Raw genomic sequence first — 16,982 nt, forward strand, 5'->3', positions numbered from 1 at the left:
CTCAGAAGGGGAGGCCCGCGTACTGCTCGGCGAGGGCCGCCTGCGCGTGACGCGAACCGGTGGTGTACTCCAGCTGTCCGAGCTGGCTGCGGTAGCGGAAGGCGCGGGCCGCCTCGTCGGGGACCTCCCGGTGGACGTGCAGCATCTCGGTCATCCACTGGGAGAACTGCTGCACCTTCCACTGCCGGGCGAGGGCGGCGCCGCTGTAGCGCTTCAGGAGGGAGTCGTCGCCACCGAAGTGCGCGGTGAGCGCGCGGCCGAGGAGGGCGACGTCGGCGATGGCCGAGTTGAGGCCCTTCGCGCCGGTCGGCGGGACGATGTGCCCGGCGTCGCCGGCAAGGAACAGCCGGCCGTGCTCCAGCGTGGAGGCCACGAAGCTGCGCATCGGCGTGATCGACTTCTCGGTGATCGTGCCCTCGTTCAGCGTCCAGCCGGGGACTCCGAGCCGGGTCTGCAGCGCCTCCCAGATCCGCTCGTCGGACCAGTCGCCGACGGACTCGCCGGGATCGACCTGGAGGTAGAGGCGGGAGACCTCCCGCGACCGCATCGAGTGCATCGCGAAGCCGTCCGGGTGCAGCGCGTAGATGAGGTCGTCAGTCGACGGCGCGACGTCGGCGAGGATGCCGAGCCAGGCGTAGGGGTAGCTGCGCTCGAGCGCCTGGATGCCGGGGATCGCCGGGCGGCAGACGCCGTGGTAGCCGTCGGCGCCGACGACGATGTCGCAGTCGATCCGCTCGGCCTCGCTGCCGAGCCCACCCGTTCCGCCGCCGATGGCGATGTACGGCGCGTCCGAGTCGACGGAGTGCGGGGTGACGCCCTCCACCTCGAACCGGACGTCGGAGCCGATGCGGTCGTGCTCGGCGAGCAGGTGGCGCACGAGCGCCTGCTGGCCGTACACCGTGACCGTGCGGCCGACGAGGTCGACGAAGTCGAGGTGGTGGCGCTCCCCCTCGTACTGCAGGTAGATGCCGTGGTGGGTCAGACCGCGCGCGGCGAGGTCGGCGTCGAGGCCGAGTTCGCGCAGCACGTCGACGGAGCCCTGTTCCAGCACACCCGCGCGCACCCGGCCGAGCACGTACTCCCGGCTCTTCTGCTCGAGGATGACAAAATCGACCCCCGCTCGTCGGAGGATGTGCCCGAGCAGGAGTCCCGCGGGCCCGGCCCCGATGATGGCGACCTGGGTGCGCATTGTTCCGCCTCTCGCGTCGGTGGGAAGGTCGTCCCATCCTGGGCGAATCCGTCGCCCCCTCGACGGTTGATTCCACTGGTCGGAAAGGTTTCCTCCCGAGGATCACCCCGGCGGCTACTCCTGGTCGAGCCCGAGGACCCCGGAGATGCCCCGTGCGGCCATGCGGACGCCGAGCGTGAACTGCGGCTCGGCCTCCCGCTCGGCGTGGGCGATGATCGACACCGCGGCCACCACCTCCCCCGTCGCGTCCCGCACCGGCGCGGCGACGGAGAAGGCGCCCTGGGTGAGCTCCTCCACCGAGCGGGAGACCCCGGTGGCGCGGATTCCGGCCAGACGCGCCCGCAACTCCTTCTCGCCGGTGAGCGTGTTGGGCTGGAACTTGCGCGGGTGGTCGGCGATGACCTCCGCGAGGGTGCCCTCCGGCGCGTACGCCAGCAGCACCAGCCCGACACCGGTGGCGTGCAACGGCAGCCGCGAGCCGACGTCGCTGATGACGCGCACCGCGCCGGGGCCCGACAACCGCTCCAGGTAGACCGCGCCCAGGCCGTCGCGCACGGCGAGGTGCACGTGCTCGCCGGTGGCCTCCAGGAGGTCGTCGAGGTAGGGCCGCGCCGCCTGCCGGAGCCGCCGCGCGGTCGGCTGCCGGACTCCCAGCCGCCACAGCTTGAGGCCGACCCGGTAGCGGCCGTCCGCCCCGCGGACCAGGCCGCCCCACGCCACCCACTCGGCCAGAAGCCGGTGCGTCGTCGACACCGGGAGGCCGGCACGGCGGGCGATCTCGCTCAGGGTCAGCTCGTCGCCGCGCTCGAAGGCGTCCGCGATCGCGAAAACGCGCTCCGCGACGCTGCGGTCGTCCTGCGCTCCACCGGCCATGCGGTCAGCTTAGGACCGCCGTCGCGGACGGGTCGGAGACAGTGGGTTGATATGTAGGTTTTTTCCTACCTATACTCGACGCATGACCGCTTCCATCCCCGCCGTCCGCATCCAGACCGTCACCATCCCCGTCGCCGATCAGGAGCGCTCTCTGGCCTTCTATCGCGACGTGCTCGGCTTCGAGGTGCGCGCCGACGCCACGTACGGCGGCGCCCGCTGGCTGTCCGTCGCACCCGCGGGCAGCAGCGTCGACTTCACCCTGCACCTGCCGTTCCCGGGTCAGGCCGGGCCGGGTTGGCAGCAGGGCATCGTGCTGCACACGGACGACGTCGCGGGCGTGGTCGCCGCCCTCCGCGCGGCATCCGTGGAGGTCACCGAGCCGGAACAGGTCGGCTGGGGGGTGCAGGCCCAGTTCGCGGACCCGGACGGCAACGGCTTCGTGCTCCTCCAGCAGGGCTGACGTGCCGACCCGCGCGAAGGACTCAGCGGCCGACCGCCTCTTCGGCGCGCTCGCCAACCCGACCCGGCGCGACATCCTCGACCTCCTGCTCGACGGCGAGCTCAGCGCGGGCGACATCGCCGCCCGGTTCGCGATGAGCCGGCCGTCGGTGTCCGAGCACCTGCGTGCGCTGCGCGACGCCGGCCTGGTTGCCGAACGGATCGCCGGGCGGCAGGTGTTCTATGCGCTGGCACCCGAGCCGTGGGCGGAGCTGCGCGACTGGCTGGCGCCGCACGAGCGGTTCTGGCGCGGGCGGATGCCCCGGCTGCACGCGACGCTCGACGCACTGGCGGACGACACCGACGACACCGACGACACCACCGGCACCGACCCCGACGAGAAAGACCAGCCATGACCGACCTGACCACCTTCGAGTTCGACGAATTCCTCCCGCACCCGCCCGCGAAGGTCTGGCGCGTGCTGAGCGAGCCCGACCTCCTCACCGACTGGCTGATGCCCCACAACGGTTTCGCGCCCGTCGTCGGCACGCGGTTCGCCTTCACGACCGAGCCGGTGCCGCAGACCGGATTCTCCGGCCTGGTGGACTGCGAGGTGCTGGAGGTCGACCCGGGCCGGCGGCTGCGGATGACGTGGTCCAGCCCGGGCACGGCGCTCGAGACGATCGTCACGTGGGAGCTGGTCCCGGAGGGCGACGGCACGCGACTCCTGCTGACACAGTCCGGCTTCGACCTGGACGACCCGGCTCAGGCGCGCGCGTTCCAGATTATGAACGGCGGCTGGCGGTCGCACGTGTTCCGCCGGATGACGACAGCGCTCGACGCGCTGTGACAGGTGTCGCTCAGGCCTTGTTCTTGGGTCGCCGCCGCTGAATCTCGGGGACGATCAGCTCCGGGACTGCGCGGAGCATGAACTTGTCGAAGTCGGGAACAGTGAACGCCGCGTAGCCATGGTCCGGCGTGTAGAGCAATCCCATGTCAATGAGCTCTGCTCGCGTGGGAGCGACTTGCGTCGACTCCCGGCCCATGATGCGCGCCACGTCCGCAGCCTTCTGGGGCTCGGGGCCGAGTTCCGCCATGGCTCGCATGTAAGCCGTTTGCAGCGTCGTCGCACGATCGAGCCGGACCCTGAAGAAGGAGCTGTCCAGTTTGTCCTCGTACGCCTCTTGGGCGGCCTCGACATCGGCCCGCGAGATGCGGTCGTCAGAGGCGACCTCCCAGACTTGATAGCCGAGTTCTTGGATGAAGTAGGGATAGCCCTGGGTGATCTCGACAGCGAGCTGAACGGCGTCCGTGTCGAATTCCGCGCCCTCGGTCGAAGCAGGCTCGGTCAGGGCCTTTCTCGCGTCGTCATCCGAGAGGGAGTCGATCTTCGGGAATGTGAAAAGCCGCTCGGCGTATGACTTAGCGTCGCCCGCCAGTTCCGCGATCTGAGGGAGACCCGCTCCCACGAAGGTGATAGGAAGCTTGCGCTGGACGGTCTTGTGGACTGCTTGGATGAGCGCCTCGAGCTGTGTCGTCTTCAAGAATTGAACCTCGTCGACGAGCAAGACCACTCCGCGGTTCTGCTCCTCGGCCGCCTCACCCAGCGCTACGAAGACGTCCGTGAGATCCATGCCGAGATCTCCATGATCGGCCAGCCCCTCTGCAGGGGGAATGTCCCACGACACCGTGAGGCCGTCCTGCTTCGCCGTGAGCGCGAACGCACTCAGCACCTCGGCAGCCCTTCTCCCCCTGTCCGTCCAACGTGCACGCGGTGAGAGGCGAAGAAGCGCCGCACGCAGTTGCGAGAACATCGTCCTGCGGAACCGATCATCGTCGTGCTTACTTGCCTCAACCTCGACGACTTCCCAGCGCTGGCGCCGGGCGATATCGACGAACTCGTTCAGGAGCACGGTCTTGCCCACCCCGCGGAGTCCCGTGATGATCATCGACTGCCCCGTCCTCCCGCGCGAAAGCCGCGTGAGAAGAATCGTGAAAGCGTTGGTCTGCTCGTCCCGACCGACGATGATCTCGGGCGAGGCGCCCGCGTTCGGGGTATAAGGATTGCGAAGACTGTCCATGAATGGACGTTACTACCTTTAGAAGACTTTATTAGAATCCAATAAAGTATCCTAAAGTCACTAAATACGGAATCGGTCAGTGATACCTCGCGCGACGGTAGACGTTGACGACGATGCCGGAGGCCGTCGACCGGGACTCCACCAGCGCCAAGCGCGTGAACGGGAAGCCGTCGCCGAACAGCTTCTTGCCGACGCCGAGCACGAGCGGATGCACCAGCAGCCGGTACTCGTCGATCTGGTCGTGCTCGGCGAGTGTGCGGATCAGCTCGGTGCTCCCCCACACCCGGATCTCGCCGCCCGGCTCGCCGCGCAACCGCTCCACGGCGCCCGGCACGTCGGGGCCGAGCAAGTACGAGTTCGTCCAGCCGACCTCCGTCAGCGAGCGCGAGGCGACGTACTTGGGGACCCGGTTGTAGCGGCGGGTGAGCTCGCCTTGGAACCCCTCGGCATCCTCCGGCCAGACGCCCCACGAGCCGGCGAACAGCTCGTACGTCCTCCGGCCGAGCAGCAGCGCCTCGGTGTTCTTCTCCCACTCCGCGACGGTGCCGTCGTCGTCGTAGTCGAACTGCCAGCCGCCGTGCTCGAAACCCCCCGTCGTGTCCTCCTCGGGGCCGCCCGGCCCCTGGATCACACCGTCGAGGGTGACGAACGACTGAACCACGATCGATGACATGCCGGCTCCTCCTTGTCGGTGAGGGTGCCGCAACCCGTCTACACCCCCGTCTACACCCCCCGTCTACACCCCGGGGAGGGCGGAGGCAACAGGCGGTCAGTGCGCGTAGACGCTGCGGCGATGCCCGACGCGGAACACGGTCACCAGCACCGTGTCGTCGACGACCTCGTAGAGGACGCGATAGTCGCCCACGCGCAGCCGCCAGGCCTCGGTGAACCCGACGAGCCGGCGCGCTCCGCCGGGTCGCGGGTCGCTCTCGAGTCTGGCGACGGCCGCGAGTACGCGGTTTCGCGCCACGGGGTCGAGCTTTCGGAGCTCCCGGGCCGAGGCCGCGGTGAACTCGACGGTGTACGTCACCCGTCGAACTCGGCCCGGAGGTCGCTGAGCGAGATGCGCTCGCCGGTGTCGGCGCGCTTGGCGTTGATGAACTCGTGCCGGTCGCGCTCCAGTTCGAACTGCTCGAGCAGTTCGAGGTCTTCGACGCTGATCATCACGGCGGCGAGCTTGCCGTGCCGGGTGATCCCGACCCGCTCGTGACCGTACTCGGCGCGGCCGACGACGGCCGCGAGATCCTGCCGGAGGTCGCGCGCACTGATCGAAGCGTCGAGAAGGGCCATGCGGACATCCTAGCGGAGGATTGCGTACGTAGTTGCCATTATATGCATTGTGTACCTTTTGTACCTTGCGAGGTCCGGGATCGGCGGCCTCCCGGCTCTTGGCCCGGAGGGGTTCTGCGGCCGCGCCGAAACGGGTAGGACAGGAGGCATGGAGACCGTGCTGGCCGTCCTCGAGCGCGGCGAGGTCGCGTACGAGATCGAGTTCGAGCGCACGAGCGAGCCGCCGTTCGAACTGCGCGTGCCCTCCCACATCGGGGGCGCGGCGGTGGTCGACGTCTTCGACCTCGTGGACGCGAGCGAATGGCCGGTGCTGCTGCGCTACGCGTTCTCGGAGTGCGTGCCCGCCGTGATGGGCTCGCCCGACGACCTCACCGCGGAAGACCTCGGCGACACCGACCTCTGAAGCCGGCGCCCCGCCCTCCCGTCCTACCCGCCCTCCCGTCCTACCCGCTCAGCGCCGTGACCGGCGGAGTGCGTGCCGCGCGGATCGCGGGGTACAGCCCGGCGCCGGCTCCGACCGCGAGGGCGGCCGCGGCGGCGATCCCGATCAGGGCGGGAGGGATGGCGACCGGCCAGCCGTTCGCCACGGCGAGGATCGCCGTCGCGGCAGCGCCGAGGGCGACGCCTCCCGCCGCGCCCAACGCCGACAGCAGCAAGGCCTCGACGAGGAACTGCCAACGGATGTGGCTGCGCGTTGCGCCGAGAGCACGCCGGAGGCCGATCTCACGGCGCCGTTCGAGCACGGAGATGATCATCGTGTTCGCGACCCCGATCCCCCCGACGAGCAGCGCGACCGACCCGAGCCCCACCAGCAGGCCGCCGAACGCGTCCTCCGCCGCGGTCTTGGCCGCCAGTGCGTCGGAGGGACGCGAGACCGCGACCTCCGACGGAGCCTCCGGGTTCACCGTCCGCGGCAGCAGGCTCCGCACCTCGTCGATGCGCGACTCCACGCGCTGATAGACGACGGTCGGAGAGCCGTCGTGGTCGAACGCCGTCTCCGCGATCCGCTCGCCGATCAGCGCGGACGTGTCGAGGTCGGGCACGAGCACCGACGGAGCGAGGATGCCGACGACGGCGAAGTGCCTGCCGCCGAGCCACACCTGACTGCCGACGCTGACGATGCCGAGACGCTCCGCGGCGTCCGCGCCCAGCACGACCGCGGGGAACTGGCCCGTCGCCCGGTCGAGCCATCGGCCGGCCGCGAGCGGGGTCGCGGTCACCTCCAGCAGGTCGAGGTCCGCGGCGTGGACCTCGATCCCTCCCGTCGCCCGTTCGTCCGACAGCGGGCTGCGCAGCACATCGACGGGGAGGGCGCTGGTCGAACTCACCGATTCGACGGCGTCCAGCATGCCGACCTTCGCGACGGTGTTCGCGGGAAGCCGCGCCTCCTCCCCCATCAGACCGGTGTTCGCCTTCGCTTCGAGCAGGTTGGTGCCCAGCGCCGCGAGCTGGTCGTCCAGTCGGGCCTGGCTGGACGAGGAGACGCCGACAACGGCGACCATCGCCCCGATGCCGATGGCGATGCCCAGCGCGGACAGCACGACCCGCAGCGGACGCGTGCGCAATCCGCTCGCACCCAGGGCGAGGCTGTCGGCAAGACGCAGTCGCGGGCGGGGCGTCCCGGGTGCGGATCCGGTCGTGTTCATGAGAGGACCCCCTCGCTCCTGATGTCTTCGAGCACCCGCCCGTCTGCGATCACGATCCGCCGCCGGAACCGCTCCGCCATGGCCTGATCGTGTGTGATCACGATCACGGTCGCGCCGGCGGCGTTGAGCGAACGCAGCAGTTCGAAGATCTCCTGCCCCGTTTCGGAGTCGAGATTCCCGGTCGGCTCGTCCGCGAGCAGCACCAGAGGGTCGGAGACGAGCGCACGGGCGATCGCGACCCGCTGGCGCTCCCCTCCCGAGAGCTGGTGCGGTCGGTGGCCTCCGCGATCCGCCAACCCCACCCGTGCCAGCGCCGATCGTGCCCGCTCGCGCCGATGTGCGCGAGGAACACCCGCGTACAGAAGTCCGTCGGCGACGTTGTCGAGCGCGGTGGCGCCCTCGCGCAGGTGGAACTGCTGGAAGACGAAGCCGATGAGGTGTGCGCGGAGGCCGGCCAGCTCGTCGTCGGTCAGGGAGCCGACGTCCCTCCCTGCGACGCTCACGGTGCCCGCGGTGGGCAGGTCGAGTGTGCCCATGAGGTTCAGCAGCGTGGACTTGCCCGACCCGCTCGCTCCGACGACGGCGACGAACTCCCCCTTCTCGATGGCCAGGGACACCCCCGCACAGGCGAGGGTGGCGGGAGCCCCGTATGCGCGCTCGACGGCGCGCAACTCGATCGCTGCGCTCATCGTTCCGGCACCACGACGCGGAGGCCGTCACGCACCCCGTCGCCGGAGATCTCGACGCGGCCGCCGGCGAACAGACCCGTCGTGACCGGGAGCCGGCGCGTCGTGCCGTCGGCCTCCACGACCTCGACGCCGAACTCGTCGCCGGGGAGCGCGAGGAGCGCCTCCACCGGCACCGAGAGCACACCCTCACGCCGTTCGGTCGGAATCCGGAGCGTCACGTTCGCCCGATCCACGCCGTGGGCGTCCTCAGCCCGGTCGAGCCCGATCTCGATCGGCACGACGGTGGAGGTGCGACCGTTGTTCTGGCGTTCGGTCGGCTGGCCGACGCGGGAGATGACGCCGGTGGTCCGCCTGCCCGCGGGCAGTTCGATCGTCACCGCCGTGCCGGGCACGGCCAACCGCTGATCGCTGAGCTTCAGGTCGGCCGTGACCAGCCTGTCCAGGGAGGTGACGACGAGCGCCGGGCTGGCGGCGCCGACGCGCTCTCCGACCGGCGCCTCGACCGAGGCGATCCGCACGTCGGCCGGGAGGAACACAAGACGGCCCAGCTCGATGCGTCCGGTCTTCTGCTGACCGGTCGCCGACTGCCACGCGCGAACCGCCGCAACCGTCCGCGCGCCGTACTCCCCGTTCGGAACGCCGTCGAAGTGCCCGAGGACGGTGAGCGACTCCTGCAACTGCCGGATGTCCGGCCCCTCCGTCATGCCGGGGGTGAAGTCGCGCCACGCCGGGAGGTCGCCGTGCAGGAGCGAGACGCGGGTGTCGTCGATCCTGAGCAGCTCCTCGCCGCCCGCGACCCTGGCCCCCGCCTCGCGGACCGAGGTGACGATGCCGTTCAGGCCGGCGGCGACCGTTCGGGTCCCGGCGTAATCCAGGACGCCGGGGACGGTGTGCGAGCCTTCGAGCGTGCCCCGCTCGATCGCGGCGCTGGCTGCCTTCGGCTGCGCTACAGGGTCGGTAGGGCGATCGGCGAAACCGCTCGCGCCCACGACCGCGGCGGCGGCGACACCCAGCACGGCAGTCCCGGCGAGCCACCACAGCGTCCGTGTCCGCCGGCGTGCGGCCTTCTGCGCTCCCTCGTTCTTCGTCATCGACTGCTTCTCACTGTCCGGGCGTCGCACGGCCGCCGGCCCCGCAGGTCTCCATCGCCTCGTCCGACGCGTCGGCGGGGAGCTGGGGCGCCTCGCCTGCGCGGGGGTCGGGCATGTCGTAGCCGCGCTCGCGGTAGCACTGGGCCATCTCGCGCCCGGCTTGGCGAGCGGACCGCTCCGCCTCGGACGCCTCCTCCGCCGTCGCCGGCGGCGGATCTCCGACCTTCGTGCGGCACGCCGTCGCCGCGGCCATGAGCGTGTCCTGGTCCACGTCGGTGTCGAGGAGCGCTCCGCCCGCGGAGCCGGGATCGCGCGTGTCGATGCCGTTCTCCCGCATGCAGTCGGCATACGTGAGCTGCCACTCCGAGCGCGTCATCGTGCTCGGCGCGTCCGTCGGCTGCGACACCGGCTCGGCGCCGGTGCAGCCCGTCAGCGCAGCGAGGGCGAGGGTGAAACCGAGGGCGAGGGCCGGAGCGGTACGCATCCGTCGTCTGGTGATGGTCACGGTCGTGTGTCCTTTCGTCTCTTCGGCGTTGCCGAACGAGAGGACAGTCCACCAGCCGGGACGTTAAGCGGGCGTTCGGCGGATTCCTTACGCCGGCTTGATGCAGGCCGTGCTTGACTGCCCGGAACGGATCGGGGGCGGGATGCGCACACTCATCGTGGAGGACGAGGCCTACCTCGCGGACGCGATCCGCACCGGGTTGCGCCGCGCGTCCCTCTCGGCCGACATCGCGCCGGACGGGCGGGCCGCCCTCGAACTGCTCTCGGTCAACGACTACGACATCGTGCTGCTCGACCGGGACATCCCGCTCGTCCACGGCGACGAGGTGTGCGCCTGGATCGCCGGCAACCGCCCCGACTGCCGCGTGCTCATGCTGACCGCCGCGGGCGGCCTCGACGAGAAGGTCGAAGGGTTCGAGGCGGGCGCGGACGACTATCTCGCCAAGCCGTTCGAGTTCCCCGAGCTGGTCGCCCGGGTGCGCGCTCTCGGCCGCCGCGCCGGGCCCGCGCATCCGCCGACCCTCGAAGCCTTCGGCGTGCGGCTCGACCCGTTCCGGCGCGAGGTCTACCGCGACGGCAGGCTCGTGCGGCTGACCAACAAGGAGTTCTCGGTGCTGCATCTGCTCATGCGGGCGGAGGGCGGCGTGGTCAGCGCGGAGACCCTGCTCGAGAAGGCCTGGGACATCAACGCCGACCCGTTCACCAACACCGTGCGGGTGACCATCTCCACGCTGCGGAAGCGGCTCGGGCGTCCCTGGCTCGTCCACACGGTCCTGGGCGCCGGGTACCGGATCGGCCCGCCGGAATGAGCCCTCCGGCCGACGACACCGCCGGGCCTGCGGCGGATGGGCGTTCCCGGCGCCCCTCGCTGACGATCCGGGCACGGCTGATGCTGACCTTCACCGGTGTGGTCGCGGCGGCCGGCGTGATCATGGCCGTGGCGGTCTCCGTGTTCATGCGGACGGTGCCGTCGTACGTCGCAACCGGGCGAACGAGCCTGGGTGGCGACGATCCCGGGTCGTCGGCGCTGCTGTCGCTGAACTCGCCGGAAGATATCCTCAACGCGACGCTCGTCGTGTCCCTGGTGGTCCTCGTCCTGCTCGTCGCCGTGGGAGCCGTCCTCTCCTGGGCCATCTCGTCCCGCCTCCTGCAACCGCTGAAGCGCATCAACGAGGCCGCGCAGCGCGCCGGATCCGCGGACTTCTCCCAGCGGATCGACTTACGCGGCCCGCACGACGAGCTCCGCGACCTGGCGGACACGTTCGACGACATGCTGGACCGGCTCCACCGGACCGTCGAAGCCCACCGGCGGTTCGCGGCGAACGCCTCGCACGAGCTCCGCACACCGCTGGCGACGACCCAGACGATGCTCGACGTGGCGCTCGACGACCCGGACGCCGACGCGGACACGCTGCGAGGTGTGGCGGAACGCGTCCGCGAGACGAACCGGCGCAGCATCGAGACGGTCGCGTCGCTGCTCGACCTCGCCGCAATCGGTTCGCGCCCGCTGGCGGTCGACGGGGTCCGGCTGGACGCGATCGTCCGGGAGGCCGTCGAGGCCGCCCGGCCGGAACTCGCGTCGCGACGCATCCGGATCGCGGTCGACTCCCATCCAGTCACCATCGCCGGCGAGACCACCCTCATCCGGCAGGCGGTCACCAACCTGGTGCTGAACGCGGTCCGTCACAACGTCGACGGAGGAGAGATCGCCATCCGCGTCGGCATGAGCGACGGCACCGGCGGACTCCGCATCCAGAACACGGGCGGGATGATCGCCGCCGACCGGGTCGACGATCTGATCACACCTTTCGCCCGCGGCGCGGGACGGACAGGTTCCCTGGCGGAGTCGGTGCGCGGCCACGGGCTCGGGCTCGCCATCGTCTCCAGCGTCGTGGAAGCGCACCGCGGAACCCTCCGGCTCACGCCACGGGTCGGCGGCGGCCTCACGGCGGAGCTCGCCCTCCCCGCCGGGACCCCCCGACTCAGAACAGGAACAACTGCCCCATCACGAGCACCAGGATGAGGAACACGACGACCACGCCGCCGATGACGACGAGCGTGCGCCCCGACATCCTCGCGATCCCGAACCCGACGATGAACGGCAACGCCAGGCAGCCGAGCGCGATGATCCACCAGAACGCCTGGAACCCGGCCTGCGACGTGGACGCCAGCCGCTCCCCGAACAGTTTCTGCGTCGCCGGATGGGTGGCGAAGGCGACACTCGCCGACAACGGGTAGGCGATCAGGACGGCCGTGATCAGCCCCGCGAACGCACCCCACATCCCGCGGTGAGCACCGAGGTGCAGAGTTTCCTCCCGCTGCGGCGCCTGCCTGCTCTTCGTGCTCATGGCGCACATGATAGCCAGCGGGCCCGGCGTGGGGCAGTCCGGTCGTGACCGGCTTCCGAGCCCCGGGTGCGCCGCGCCGAACAGGGTCAACTGTACGGTCTACTCTGCGGTTAGGCTGGAAGGGTCACCGGTGCCGCGCACGCAGTTCAAGGGGGCGTCTCGTCGGCGCCGGGGTCTTACCCGAATGCCGTGTGGGAGTGGGGGATCCGCTCCCATACGGCCGGGTGAGGCAATCGGCCTGCGGCAACGAAAAAGCCCCGGCTCTGCGCCGGGGCTTCCTCTACTGTCTCAACCAGTGTGCGCCACGAGGGATTCGAACCCCCAACCTTCTGATCCGTAGTCAGATGCTCTATCCGTTGAGCTAGTGGCGCATGACCCAGCCGCGTTCTCCGCGCGGGCCTGTTAGAGCTTACATGACGGTCTCGCAGACCGCCAATCAGCTCAGGCGAACACCTCGTCCAGGAAGCATGCCATCGCCCGCCAGCTCCGCGCGTCCGCCAGCGGGCGGTAGCTGTCGCGTCCCGGGATTGTGAACGCGTGCGGCGCCCCCGAGTATGTCGTGAGCTGCCAGTCGACGTGGGGTGCGGCGCGCAGCTCGTCCTGGAACGCGGCGACCGCCGTGTCCGGGACGACCGGGTCCGCGCCTCCGTTCAGGACCAGCAGGGAGGCCGCGATCGCCGCCGCGTCGGACGGGTCGTGGGCGATCAGGCCGCCGTGGAACGACACCACCCCGCGCGCCGGCGCTCCCGTGCGGGCGAACTCCAGCGCGGCGGTCCCGCCGAAGCAGTAGCCGATGACGGCGAGCCGGGCGGGGTCGACGGCGGGGTGCTGCTGCAGCCAGCTGAACCCGGCCGCGACGCGCGAGCGCAGCAGTGGGAGGTCGCGGTAGTACTGTCCCGCCACCGCCGACGCCTCCTCGCCGCTGGGCCGCACGTCGGCACCGTACAGGTCGGCGGCGAACGCGACGTAGCCGCGGCGGGCCAGCATCTGCGCGCGCATCCGCACGTTGTCGCCGACGCCGTGCCAGTCGTGGAGGATCAGCACCGCCGGGCGGCGCTCGTCGGCCTGCACGTCCCGGGCGAGGTAGCCCTCCAACGGGAGGCCCTCGTGCTCGTACGGCACCACCTCCGCGTCGATCACGGAGTGCTCGCCGATCGGGACCTGCTCGAGCAGGGCCTGGTGGGCTGGGGACAGGGCGGGCGACGGACTGTCGATCGTCACGGGTGCGGCTCCAGGTTCGGGTGCGCGACGCGGGCGACGGTCGTCGCACGCGGCCTGGCCTGCTGTGGCTGGCTCGCGGAGTGCGCGCGGGCCCGAGGGTGCGGGTCGGGTCCCACCTCGTTCACGATACCTCCCCTGACGGGGAGACGCGACGGACGTACGATGGGCGCATGTCCACGGAGTTCAGCAACGAGACCGACGCGAACCGCTACGCGATGCGGGTCGACGGCGAGCTGGTCGGCGTCCTCGACTACAGCGTGCTCGGCGCGTCCATCTCGCTGACCAGGGCTTTCACTGTCCCCGCGCAGCGCGGCAAAGGCTACGCGGCCGAACTGGTCGCCTATGCGGTCGACGACATCGAGCGCACCTCCGACCGGAGGATCGTGCCGATGTGCTGGTACGTGGCCGAGTGGTTCGACGCCCATCCCGAGCGTGCCGGACTCCTGCAGCGCCAGGCCGGCTGACGAGGATGGGAGGCCGGGCGGAGCCCCCGCTGCAGCGCACGGCCGCTCGCGTGGTCCGCTTCGGCGACCCGTCCGCGATCGCGCTCTCCCCGGAGTCGCTGCGACCGCCGCACGGCAACGAGGTGCTGGTGCGCGTCACGCACGCGGCGCTCGGGTCGACGGACGTGCTGGCCCGGCGCGGCGGCTACGTGCTGCAGCCGGTTCCCGGGTTCATCCCCGGCTACGACTTCGTCGGCGTGCTGGAGACGGAGTCGGCGGTGTCGGTGGCGCTCGGGCTGCGCACCGGGGCGCGCGTCGCGGGAGTGCTCCCGAGGATGGGCGCGCACACCACCAGGCTCGTCATCGCGCCGACGTACCTGGTCGCGGTCCCGGACGCGCTGACGTCCGAGGCCGCCGCGGCCCTCCCGCTCAACGGAGTGACCGCCGCCCTCGCCCTCCGTTACGCCGGGCCGGCGCGCAGCGTGCTCATCCAGGGCATCACCGGCGCCGTCGGGTCGCTCGCCGCCCAGCTCGCGCTGCGCGAAGGACGCACGGTGCTCGGGACCGGCACCACGCCGCCGCCCGGCCTGTCCGCGTCGGACGTGGCCCTCATCGACTACCGCGACCCGCGCTGGCCCGCGGCGGTGCGGGAGCAGACTGGGGGCGGGGCCGAGGCCGCGATCGACCACACCGGCTCGGCGCTGGTCCGGGAGGCGGTCGCCCCGTCCGGGGTCGTCGTCCGCACGGCGTTCGCCGGCCGCGCGGGACACGAGCGGGACGACGCAGTGCGCGGGACGACGACGGCCGTGCTGCGGCGGTTCGGGCATCCGCGGGAGGTGGTGTGCTCGGTGCCGTTCTGGGTGCTGCGGAAACGGCCCGAGTACCGGCGGATGCTGAGCGGGCTCCTCGCGGACGCGGCAGCGGGACGGCTCACGGTGTTCGAACCGCAGGTGTTCGCGTTCGAGAAGGTGTGGGCGGCGCACCGGGCAGCGGATGCTCGGGAGGCCGGGCGCACGGTCGTCCTGCGGATGTGATGCCCCGGGTGAACATCTGACGCGACGTTTTCGTGAGGGCGGGCCGCCGGCCGTTGTCGCCAGGCGCGGCCCGCCTCACTACGAGAGAGCTTGCCACGTCGCGGCGATGACGGGCGAATCGCAACGCATTCTGCTCGAACGAGCACGAAAAGCGTGCGGCCGTCCCCTACAGTCGGTGCGAACGAAGGAGCGACCGATCAGCGACGCAGCAGCACCCCAGCCCCATCCTCAGCCGACGCCGCAGACGATGCCGTTTCCTCCCGCGCCGCCCGCGCGGTCCCGCATGAGCACGGCGCGGGTGCTCGGGATCGTCGGCTTCGTCCTCTCGTTCATCGGCGTCCTCGACGTGGTCGGCCTGGTTCTGTGCATCGTGGCACTCGTGAAGTCGCGGCGCGCCGGCGAGCGCAACGGGTTCGCGATCGCCGGCATCGCCGTCGCCTCGCTCACGATCCTGATGACCGCGCTCTTCCTCGCGGCCCTGATCCCGCCGATCGCACACCTCGCCGAGGAGTGCAACCGGCTCGGCTACGGGACACACGTGGTCGGGAACACCACCTACACCTGCACGCCGATCAGCTTCAGCTCCACCACCGACGGCTGAGCGGGCCACTCACTCCACGTCGTAGGTCAGGTGCGTCGCCGTCGAGGTGACCACGACCTCCCGTTGCACCAGTTCGCACGGCCGGGAGCCCCGGAACAGCGGGGTGCCCGCGCCGAGGATGATCGGCGACAGGTGCAGGACCAGCGTGTCGACCAGGCCTGCGGCGAGCGCCGAGCCGATGAGGGCGCCGCCGCCCATGAGGACCGCGTCGAGGTCGGCGCCGCGCTCGGCGGAGGCAGCTTCAGCGCTCGAACGGGCGGCCGCGACCGCGTCCTCCAGGCCCGTCGTGACGAACGTCCAGTCGAGGCCCGTGAGGCGCACCGACGACGGGGGCGAGCTCGTCACGACCACGAACGGCGGCGTGCCCACCTCCGTGGCGCCGTAGCCGAGCTCGTCGCTCCAGCCTCCCGGGCCGTCGATGACGTCGAACAGGTTGCGGCCCATGACGACGGCACCCGAGCGTTCGGTCGCGGCGGCGAGGATGCGCTTGTCGTCCGGGTCGTCGGAGAACACCCAGTGGTGCAGCGGCGTGCCGCCGGTGCCGAGCCCGTTGCCGGGGCCGGCGTCCGGGCCGGTGACGTACCCGTCGAGCGAGACGGTGATGTCGGCGACGACCCTGGTCATCGCGATCAGCCCCGCGCCAGCAGTTCGTCGAGCTTCTCGTATCCCTCGCGCATCCCGTACTCCATACCGGAGGCGACCATGGCCTCCAGCGCCTCCTTCGACGGGAACACCGAGTGGCCGGCGAGGCGGGTGCGGCCGCCCGGGAGCGGCTCGAAGCGCAGGACGTCGAGGCTGACCTCGTTCGGCGCGCCTAGGTACTCGAAGGTCTGGATGACGAGCTCGTTCTCGACCACGGTGTGGATGACACCGCGGAAGGCGTACACGGTGCCGTCGGCGTCCTTCTGCTCGAAGGAGTAGCCTCCGCCGGTGCGGAAGTCCCAGTGGGTGATCGCGTTGTCGAGGCCGCGAGGGCCGATCCACTGCACATACAGCTCGGGGTCGGCGTGTGCGCGGAAGACCGCCTCGACGGGAGCCTCGAACTCCCGCGTGATGTCGGCGTACGAGGTGCCGGGTACGGCTTCGATGACGACAGGGTTGGTCATGATTCCTTCTCCTTGATTCGCGTGCTCTGTTCCGGTGAGGGCGCCGGAGGCGCGGCGAGCAGGGCGTCGAGCCTGCGGTACTGCCGCTCCGCCTCCAGGCGGTACCGATCGATCCACGAGGTCAGGCGCTCCAGGGCGGCGGCGTCGAGGTGCACCGGGCGGCGCTGCGCATCACGCGTGCGCCACACGAGCCCGGCGGACTCGAGCACGCTGATGTGCTTGGAGACCGCCTGCAGGCTGATGTCGAACGGCTCGGCCAGCTCGTTGACCGTCGCCGGACCGCGGCTCAGCCGCGCGACCATCGCGCGCCGCACCGGGTCGGAGAGGGCCGCGAAGGCCCGGTCGAGCTGGTCGTCCGCCATTATCAACCCATCTGTTTATCAATCAACCGGTTGATTAAAGGATAGAGCCAGTCGCCCGGGAGGTCA

General features: G+C 70.8%; 24 protein-coding genes and 1 tRNA gene. 9 read left to right on the plus strand and 16 right to left on the minus strand.

Annotation, left to right across the window (positions count from 1 at the left end):
• Position 1: 1 nt before the first annotated feature.
• Entirely contained in the window at positions 2–1,189 is a 1,188-nt protein-coding gene (locus ABIA36_RS05910; RefSeq protein WP_369961350.1) for a 4-hydroxybenzoate 3-monooxygenase, read from the minus strand.
• A gap of 114 nt (positions 1,190–1,303) precedes the next feature.
• Positions 1,304–2,062, minus strand: coding sequence for an IclR family transcriptional regulator (locus ABIA36_RS05915; RefSeq protein ID WP_369961351.1), 759 nt, complete (start codon positions 2,060–2,062; stop codon positions 1,304–1,306).
• An 82-nt stretch (positions 2,063–2,144) separates the two neighbouring features.
• On the opposite strand from ABIA36_RS05915, the gene ABIA36_RS05920 reads away from it, so the two are divergent.
• The 3 genes from ABIA36_RS05920 to ABIA36_RS05930 are packed head-to-tail and all read left to right on the plus strand — an operon-like array spanning position 2,145 to position 3,350.
• The gene (locus tag ABIA36_RS05920) at positions 2,145–2,522 is read left to right on the plus strand and encodes a VOC family protein (protein WP_369961352.1); all 378 of its coding nucleotides are present in this window, start codon (positions 2,145–2,147) and stop codon (positions 2,520–2,522) included.
• Between the two features lies 1 nt (position 2,523).
• A complete protein-coding gene (locus ABIA36_RS05925; protein WP_369961353.1) occupies positions 2,524–2,916 on the plus strand; it encodes an ArsR/SmtB family transcription factor in 393 nt (130 codons plus the stop codon).
• Positions 2,913–3,350, plus strand: a complete 438-nt coding sequence (locus ABIA36_RS05930; protein WP_369961354.1) for an SRPBCC domain-containing protein — start codon at positions 2,913–2,915, stop codon at positions 3,348–3,350. The genes ABIA36_RS05925 and ABIA36_RS05930 overlap by 4 nt, the downstream gene beginning before the upstream one ends.
• A 10-nt stretch (positions 3,351–3,360) precedes the next feature.
• Here ABIA36_RS05930 and ABIA36_RS05935 read toward each other — a convergent pair whose 3' ends face one another.
• From ABIA36_RS05935 to ABIA36_RS05950, 4 genes are all read right to left on the minus strand, one after another.
• Complete coding sequence (locus ABIA36_RS05935; protein ID WP_369961355.1) at positions 3,361–4,581, minus strand: AAA family ATPase; 1,221 nt, start codon at positions 4,579–4,581, stop codon at positions 3,361–3,363.
• A gap of 76 nt (positions 4,582–4,657) precedes the next feature.
• A complete protein-coding gene (locus tag ABIA36_RS05940; RefSeq protein WP_369961356.1) occupies positions 4,658–5,254 on the minus strand; it encodes a dihydrofolate reductase family protein in 597 nt (198 codons plus the stop codon).
• 96 nt (positions 5,255–5,350) lie between these two features.
• Positions 5,351–5,611: a type II toxin-antitoxin system RelE/ParE family toxin gene (locus ABIA36_RS05945; RefSeq protein ID WP_369961357.1), complete on the minus strand. Its 261-nt coding sequence runs from the start codon at positions 5,609–5,611 to the stop codon at positions 5,351–5,353.
• Entirely contained in the window at positions 5,608–5,871 is a 264-nt protein-coding gene (locus ABIA36_RS05950; RefSeq protein WP_369961358.1) for a type II toxin-antitoxin system Phd/YefM family antitoxin, read from the minus strand. The genes ABIA36_RS05945 and ABIA36_RS05950 overlap by 4 nt, the downstream gene beginning before the upstream one ends.
• A 148-nt stretch (positions 5,872–6,019) precedes the next feature.
• Here ABIA36_RS05950 and ABIA36_RS05955 point away from each other — a divergent pair, with 148 nt between their 5' ends.
• Positions 6,020–6,274 carry a hypothetical protein gene (locus ABIA36_RS05955; RefSeq protein WP_369961359.1) on the plus strand — a complete coding sequence of 85 codons (255 nt, stop codon included), beginning with the start codon at positions 6,020–6,022 and terminating at the stop codon, positions 6,272–6,274.
• A gap of 40 nt (positions 6,275–6,314) precedes the next feature.
• Here ABIA36_RS05955 and ABIA36_RS05960 read toward each other — a convergent pair whose 3' ends face one another.
• From ABIA36_RS05960 to ABIA36_RS05975, 4 genes are read right to left on the minus strand one after another with little or no spacing between them, the layout of a single operon-like run.
• A complete protein-coding gene (locus ABIA36_RS05960) occupies positions 6,315–7,517 on the minus strand; it encodes an ABC transporter permease (RefSeq protein WP_369961360.1) in 1,203 nt (400 codons plus the stop codon).
• Positions 7,514–8,206 carry an ABC transporter ATP-binding protein gene (locus ABIA36_RS05965; protein WP_369961361.1) on the minus strand — a complete coding sequence of 231 codons (693 nt, stop codon included), beginning with the start codon at positions 8,204–8,206 and terminating at the stop codon, positions 7,514–7,516. Before ABIA36_RS05965 ends, ABIA36_RS05960 begins: the two co-directional genes overlap by 4 nt.
• On the minus strand, positions 8,203–9,297 hold the full coding sequence (locus ABIA36_RS05970) for an efflux RND transporter periplasmic adaptor subunit (RefSeq protein ID WP_369961362.1): 1,095 nt from the start codon (positions 9,295–9,297) through the stop codon (positions 8,203–8,205). The genes ABIA36_RS05965 and ABIA36_RS05970 overlap by 4 nt, the downstream gene beginning before the upstream one ends.
• 10 nt (positions 9,298–9,307) lie before the next feature.
• The gene (locus tag ABIA36_RS05975; RefSeq protein WP_369961363.1) at positions 9,308–9,802 is read right to left on the minus strand and encodes a hypothetical protein; all 495 of its coding nucleotides are present in this window, start codon (positions 9,800–9,802) and stop codon (positions 9,308–9,310) included.
• A 142-nt stretch (positions 9,803–9,944) separates the two neighbouring features.
• Between ABIA36_RS05975 and ABIA36_RS05980 the strand changes: the two genes are divergently transcribed.
• Both ABIA36_RS05980 and ABIA36_RS05985 read left to right on the plus strand, forming a co-directional pair.
• Positions 9,945–10,610 (plus strand): response regulator transcription factor, encoded by a 666-nt coding sequence (locus ABIA36_RS05980; protein WP_369961364.1) that lies wholly within the window; start codon positions 9,945–9,947, stop codon positions 10,608–10,610.
• Positions 10,607–11,824 carry an ATP-binding protein gene (locus tag ABIA36_RS05985; protein ID WP_369961365.1) on the plus strand — a complete coding sequence of 406 codons (1,218 nt, stop codon included), beginning with the start codon at positions 10,607–10,609 and terminating at the stop codon, positions 11,822–11,824. The genes ABIA36_RS05980 and ABIA36_RS05985 overlap by 4 nt, the downstream gene beginning before the upstream one ends.
• On the opposite strand, the gene ABIA36_RS05990 is transcribed toward ABIA36_RS05985, so the two are convergent.
• From ABIA36_RS05990 to ABIA36_RS06000, 3 genes are all read right to left on the minus strand, one after another.
• Positions 11,784–12,149, minus strand: a complete 366-nt coding sequence (locus ABIA36_RS05990; protein WP_369961366.1) for a hypothetical protein — start codon at positions 12,147–12,149, stop codon at positions 11,784–11,786. The two genes, ABIA36_RS05985 and ABIA36_RS05990, sit on opposite strands and share 41 nt — an antisense overlap.
• Positions 12,150–12,447: 298 nt before the next feature.
• A tRNA-Arg gene (locus ABIA36_RS05995) sits at positions 12,448–12,520 on the minus strand.
• Between the two features lie 70 nt (positions 12,521–12,590).
• A complete protein-coding gene (locus ABIA36_RS06000; protein ID WP_369961367.1) occupies positions 12,591–13,370 on the minus strand; it encodes a dienelactone hydrolase family protein in 780 nt (259 codons plus the stop codon).
• 170 nt (positions 13,371–13,540) lie between these two features.
• Here ABIA36_RS06000 and ABIA36_RS06005 point away from each other — a divergent pair, with 170 nt between their 5' ends.
• From ABIA36_RS06005 to ABIA36_RS06015, 3 genes are all read left to right on the plus strand, one after another.
• Positions 13,541–13,834 carry a GNAT family N-acetyltransferase gene (locus ABIA36_RS06005; protein WP_369961368.1) on the plus strand — a complete coding sequence of 98 codons (294 nt, stop codon included), beginning with the start codon at positions 13,541–13,543 and terminating at the stop codon, positions 13,832–13,834.
• Positions 13,835–13,839: 5 nt separating this feature from the next.
• Positions 13,840–14,847 (plus strand): zinc-binding alcohol dehydrogenase family protein, encoded by a 1,008-nt coding sequence (locus ABIA36_RS06010; protein WP_369961369.1) that lies wholly within the window; start codon positions 13,840–13,842, stop codon positions 14,845–14,847.
• A 283-nt stretch (positions 14,848–15,130) separates the two neighbouring features.
• On the plus strand, positions 15,131–15,448 hold the full coding sequence (locus ABIA36_RS06015) for a DUF4190 domain-containing protein (protein WP_369961370.1): 318 nt from the start codon (positions 15,131–15,133) through the stop codon (positions 15,446–15,448).
• 9 nt (positions 15,449–15,457) lie between these two features.
• Here the strand turns inward: ABIA36_RS06015 and ABIA36_RS06020 are convergent, their stop codons facing one another.
• From ABIA36_RS06020 to ABIA36_RS06030, 3 genes are read right to left on the minus strand one after another with little or no spacing between them, the layout of a single operon-like run.
• On the minus strand, positions 15,458–16,072 hold the full coding sequence (locus tag ABIA36_RS06020) for a dihydrofolate reductase family protein (protein ID WP_369961371.1): 615 nt from the start codon (positions 16,070–16,072) through the stop codon (positions 15,458–15,460).
• Positions 16,073–16,077: 5 nt separating this feature from the next.
• Positions 16,078–16,554, minus strand: coding sequence for an SRPBCC family protein (locus ABIA36_RS06025; protein WP_369961372.1), 477 nt, complete (start codon positions 16,552–16,554; stop codon positions 16,078–16,080).
• Entirely contained in the window at positions 16,551–16,916 is a 366-nt protein-coding gene (locus tag ABIA36_RS06030; protein ID WP_369961373.1) for an ArsR/SmtB family transcription factor, read from the minus strand. Before ABIA36_RS06030 ends, ABIA36_RS06025 begins: the two co-directional genes overlap by 4 nt.
• Positions 16,917–16,982 lie beyond the last annotated feature (66 nt).

This window comes from Leifsonia sp. EB34 (assembly GCF_041260585.1).
Lineage (GTDB): Bacteria > Actinomycetota > Actinomycetes > Actinomycetales > Microbacteriaceae > Leifsonia.

What these genes read in the sequence shown, in the direction of transcription:
- ABIA36_RS05965 (WP_369961361.1), bottom strand. Translation starts at nt 8,206, where the DNA reads ATGAGCGCAGCGATCGAGTTGCGCGCCGTCGAGCGCGCATACGGGGCT.
- ABIA36_RS05990 (WP_369961366.1), bottom strand. Translation starts at nt 12,149, where the DNA reads ATGAGCACGAAGAGCAGGCAGGCGCCGCAGCGGGAGGAAACTCTGCAC.
- ABIA36_RS05935 (WP_369961355.1), bottom strand. Translation starts at nt 4,581, where the DNA reads ATGGACAGTCTTCGCAATCCTTATACCCCGAACGCGGGCGCCTCGCCC.
- ABIA36_RS05910 (WP_369961350.1), bottom strand. Translation starts at nt 1,189, where the DNA reads ATGCGCACCCAGGTCGCCATCATCGGGGCCGGGCCCGCGGGACTCCTG.
- ABIA36_RS06025 (WP_369961372.1), bottom strand. Translation starts at nt 16,554, where the DNA reads ATGACCAACCCTGTCGTCATCGAAGCCGTACCCGGCACCTCGTACGCC.
- ABIA36_RS05955 (WP_369961359.1), top strand. Translation starts at nt 6,020, where the DNA reads ATGGAGACCGTGCTGGCCGTCCTCGAGCGCGGCGAGGTCGCGTACGAG.
- ABIA36_RS05950 (WP_369961358.1), bottom strand. Translation starts at nt 5,871, where the DNA reads ATGGCCCTTCTCGACGCTTCGATCAGTGCGCGCGACCTCCGGCAGGAT.
- ABIA36_RS06015 (WP_369961370.1), top strand. Translation starts at nt 15,131, where the DNA reads ATGAGCACGGCGCGGGTGCTCGGGATCGTCGGCTTCGTCCTCTCGTTC.
- ABIA36_RS05940 (WP_369961356.1), bottom strand. Translation starts at nt 5,254, where the DNA reads ATGTCATCGATCGTGGTTCAGTCGTTCGTCACCCTCGACGGTGTGATC.
- ABIA36_RS06030 (WP_369961373.1), bottom strand. Translation starts at nt 16,916, where the DNA reads ATGGCGGACGACCAGCTCGACCGGGCCTTCGCGGCCCTCTCCGACCCG.
- ABIA36_RS06010 (WP_369961369.1), top strand. Translation starts at nt 13,840, where the DNA reads ATGGGAGGCCGGGCGGAGCCCCCGCTGCAGCGCACGGCCGCTCGCGTG.
- ABIA36_RS05920 (WP_369961352.1), top strand. Translation starts at nt 2,145, where the DNA reads ATGACCGCTTCCATCCCCGCCGTCCGCATCCAGACCGTCACCATCCCC.
- ABIA36_RS05930 (WP_369961354.1), top strand. Translation starts at nt 2,913, where the DNA reads ATGACCGACCTGACCACCTTCGAGTTCGACGAATTCCTCCCGCACCCG.
- ABIA36_RS05970 (WP_369961362.1), bottom strand. Translation starts at nt 9,297, where the DNA reads ATGACGAAGAACGAGGGAGCGCAGAAGGCCGCACGCCGGCGGACACGG.
- ABIA36_RS06005 (WP_369961368.1), top strand. Translation starts at nt 13,541, where the DNA reads ATGTCCACGGAGTTCAGCAACGAGACCGACGCGAACCGCTACGCGATG.
- ABIA36_RS05915 (WP_369961351.1), bottom strand. Translation starts at nt 2,062, where the DNA reads ATGGCCGGTGGAGCGCAGGACGACCGCAGCGTCGCGGAGCGCGTTTTC.
- ABIA36_RS05960 (WP_369961360.1), bottom strand. Translation starts at nt 7,517, where the DNA reads ATGAACACGACCGGATCCGCACCCGGGACGCCCCGCCCGCGACTGCGT.
- ABIA36_RS05980 (WP_369961364.1), top strand. Translation starts at nt 9,945, where the DNA reads ATGCGCACACTCATCGTGGAGGACGAGGCCTACCTCGCGGACGCGATC.
- ABIA36_RS05985 (WP_369961365.1), top strand. Translation starts at nt 10,607, where the DNA reads ATGAGCCCTCCGGCCGACGACACCGCCGGGCCTGCGGCGGATGGGCGT.
- ABIA36_RS06020 (WP_369961371.1), bottom strand. Translation starts at nt 16,072, where the DNA reads ATGACCAGGGTCGTCGCCGACATCACCGTCTCGCTCGACGGGTACGTC.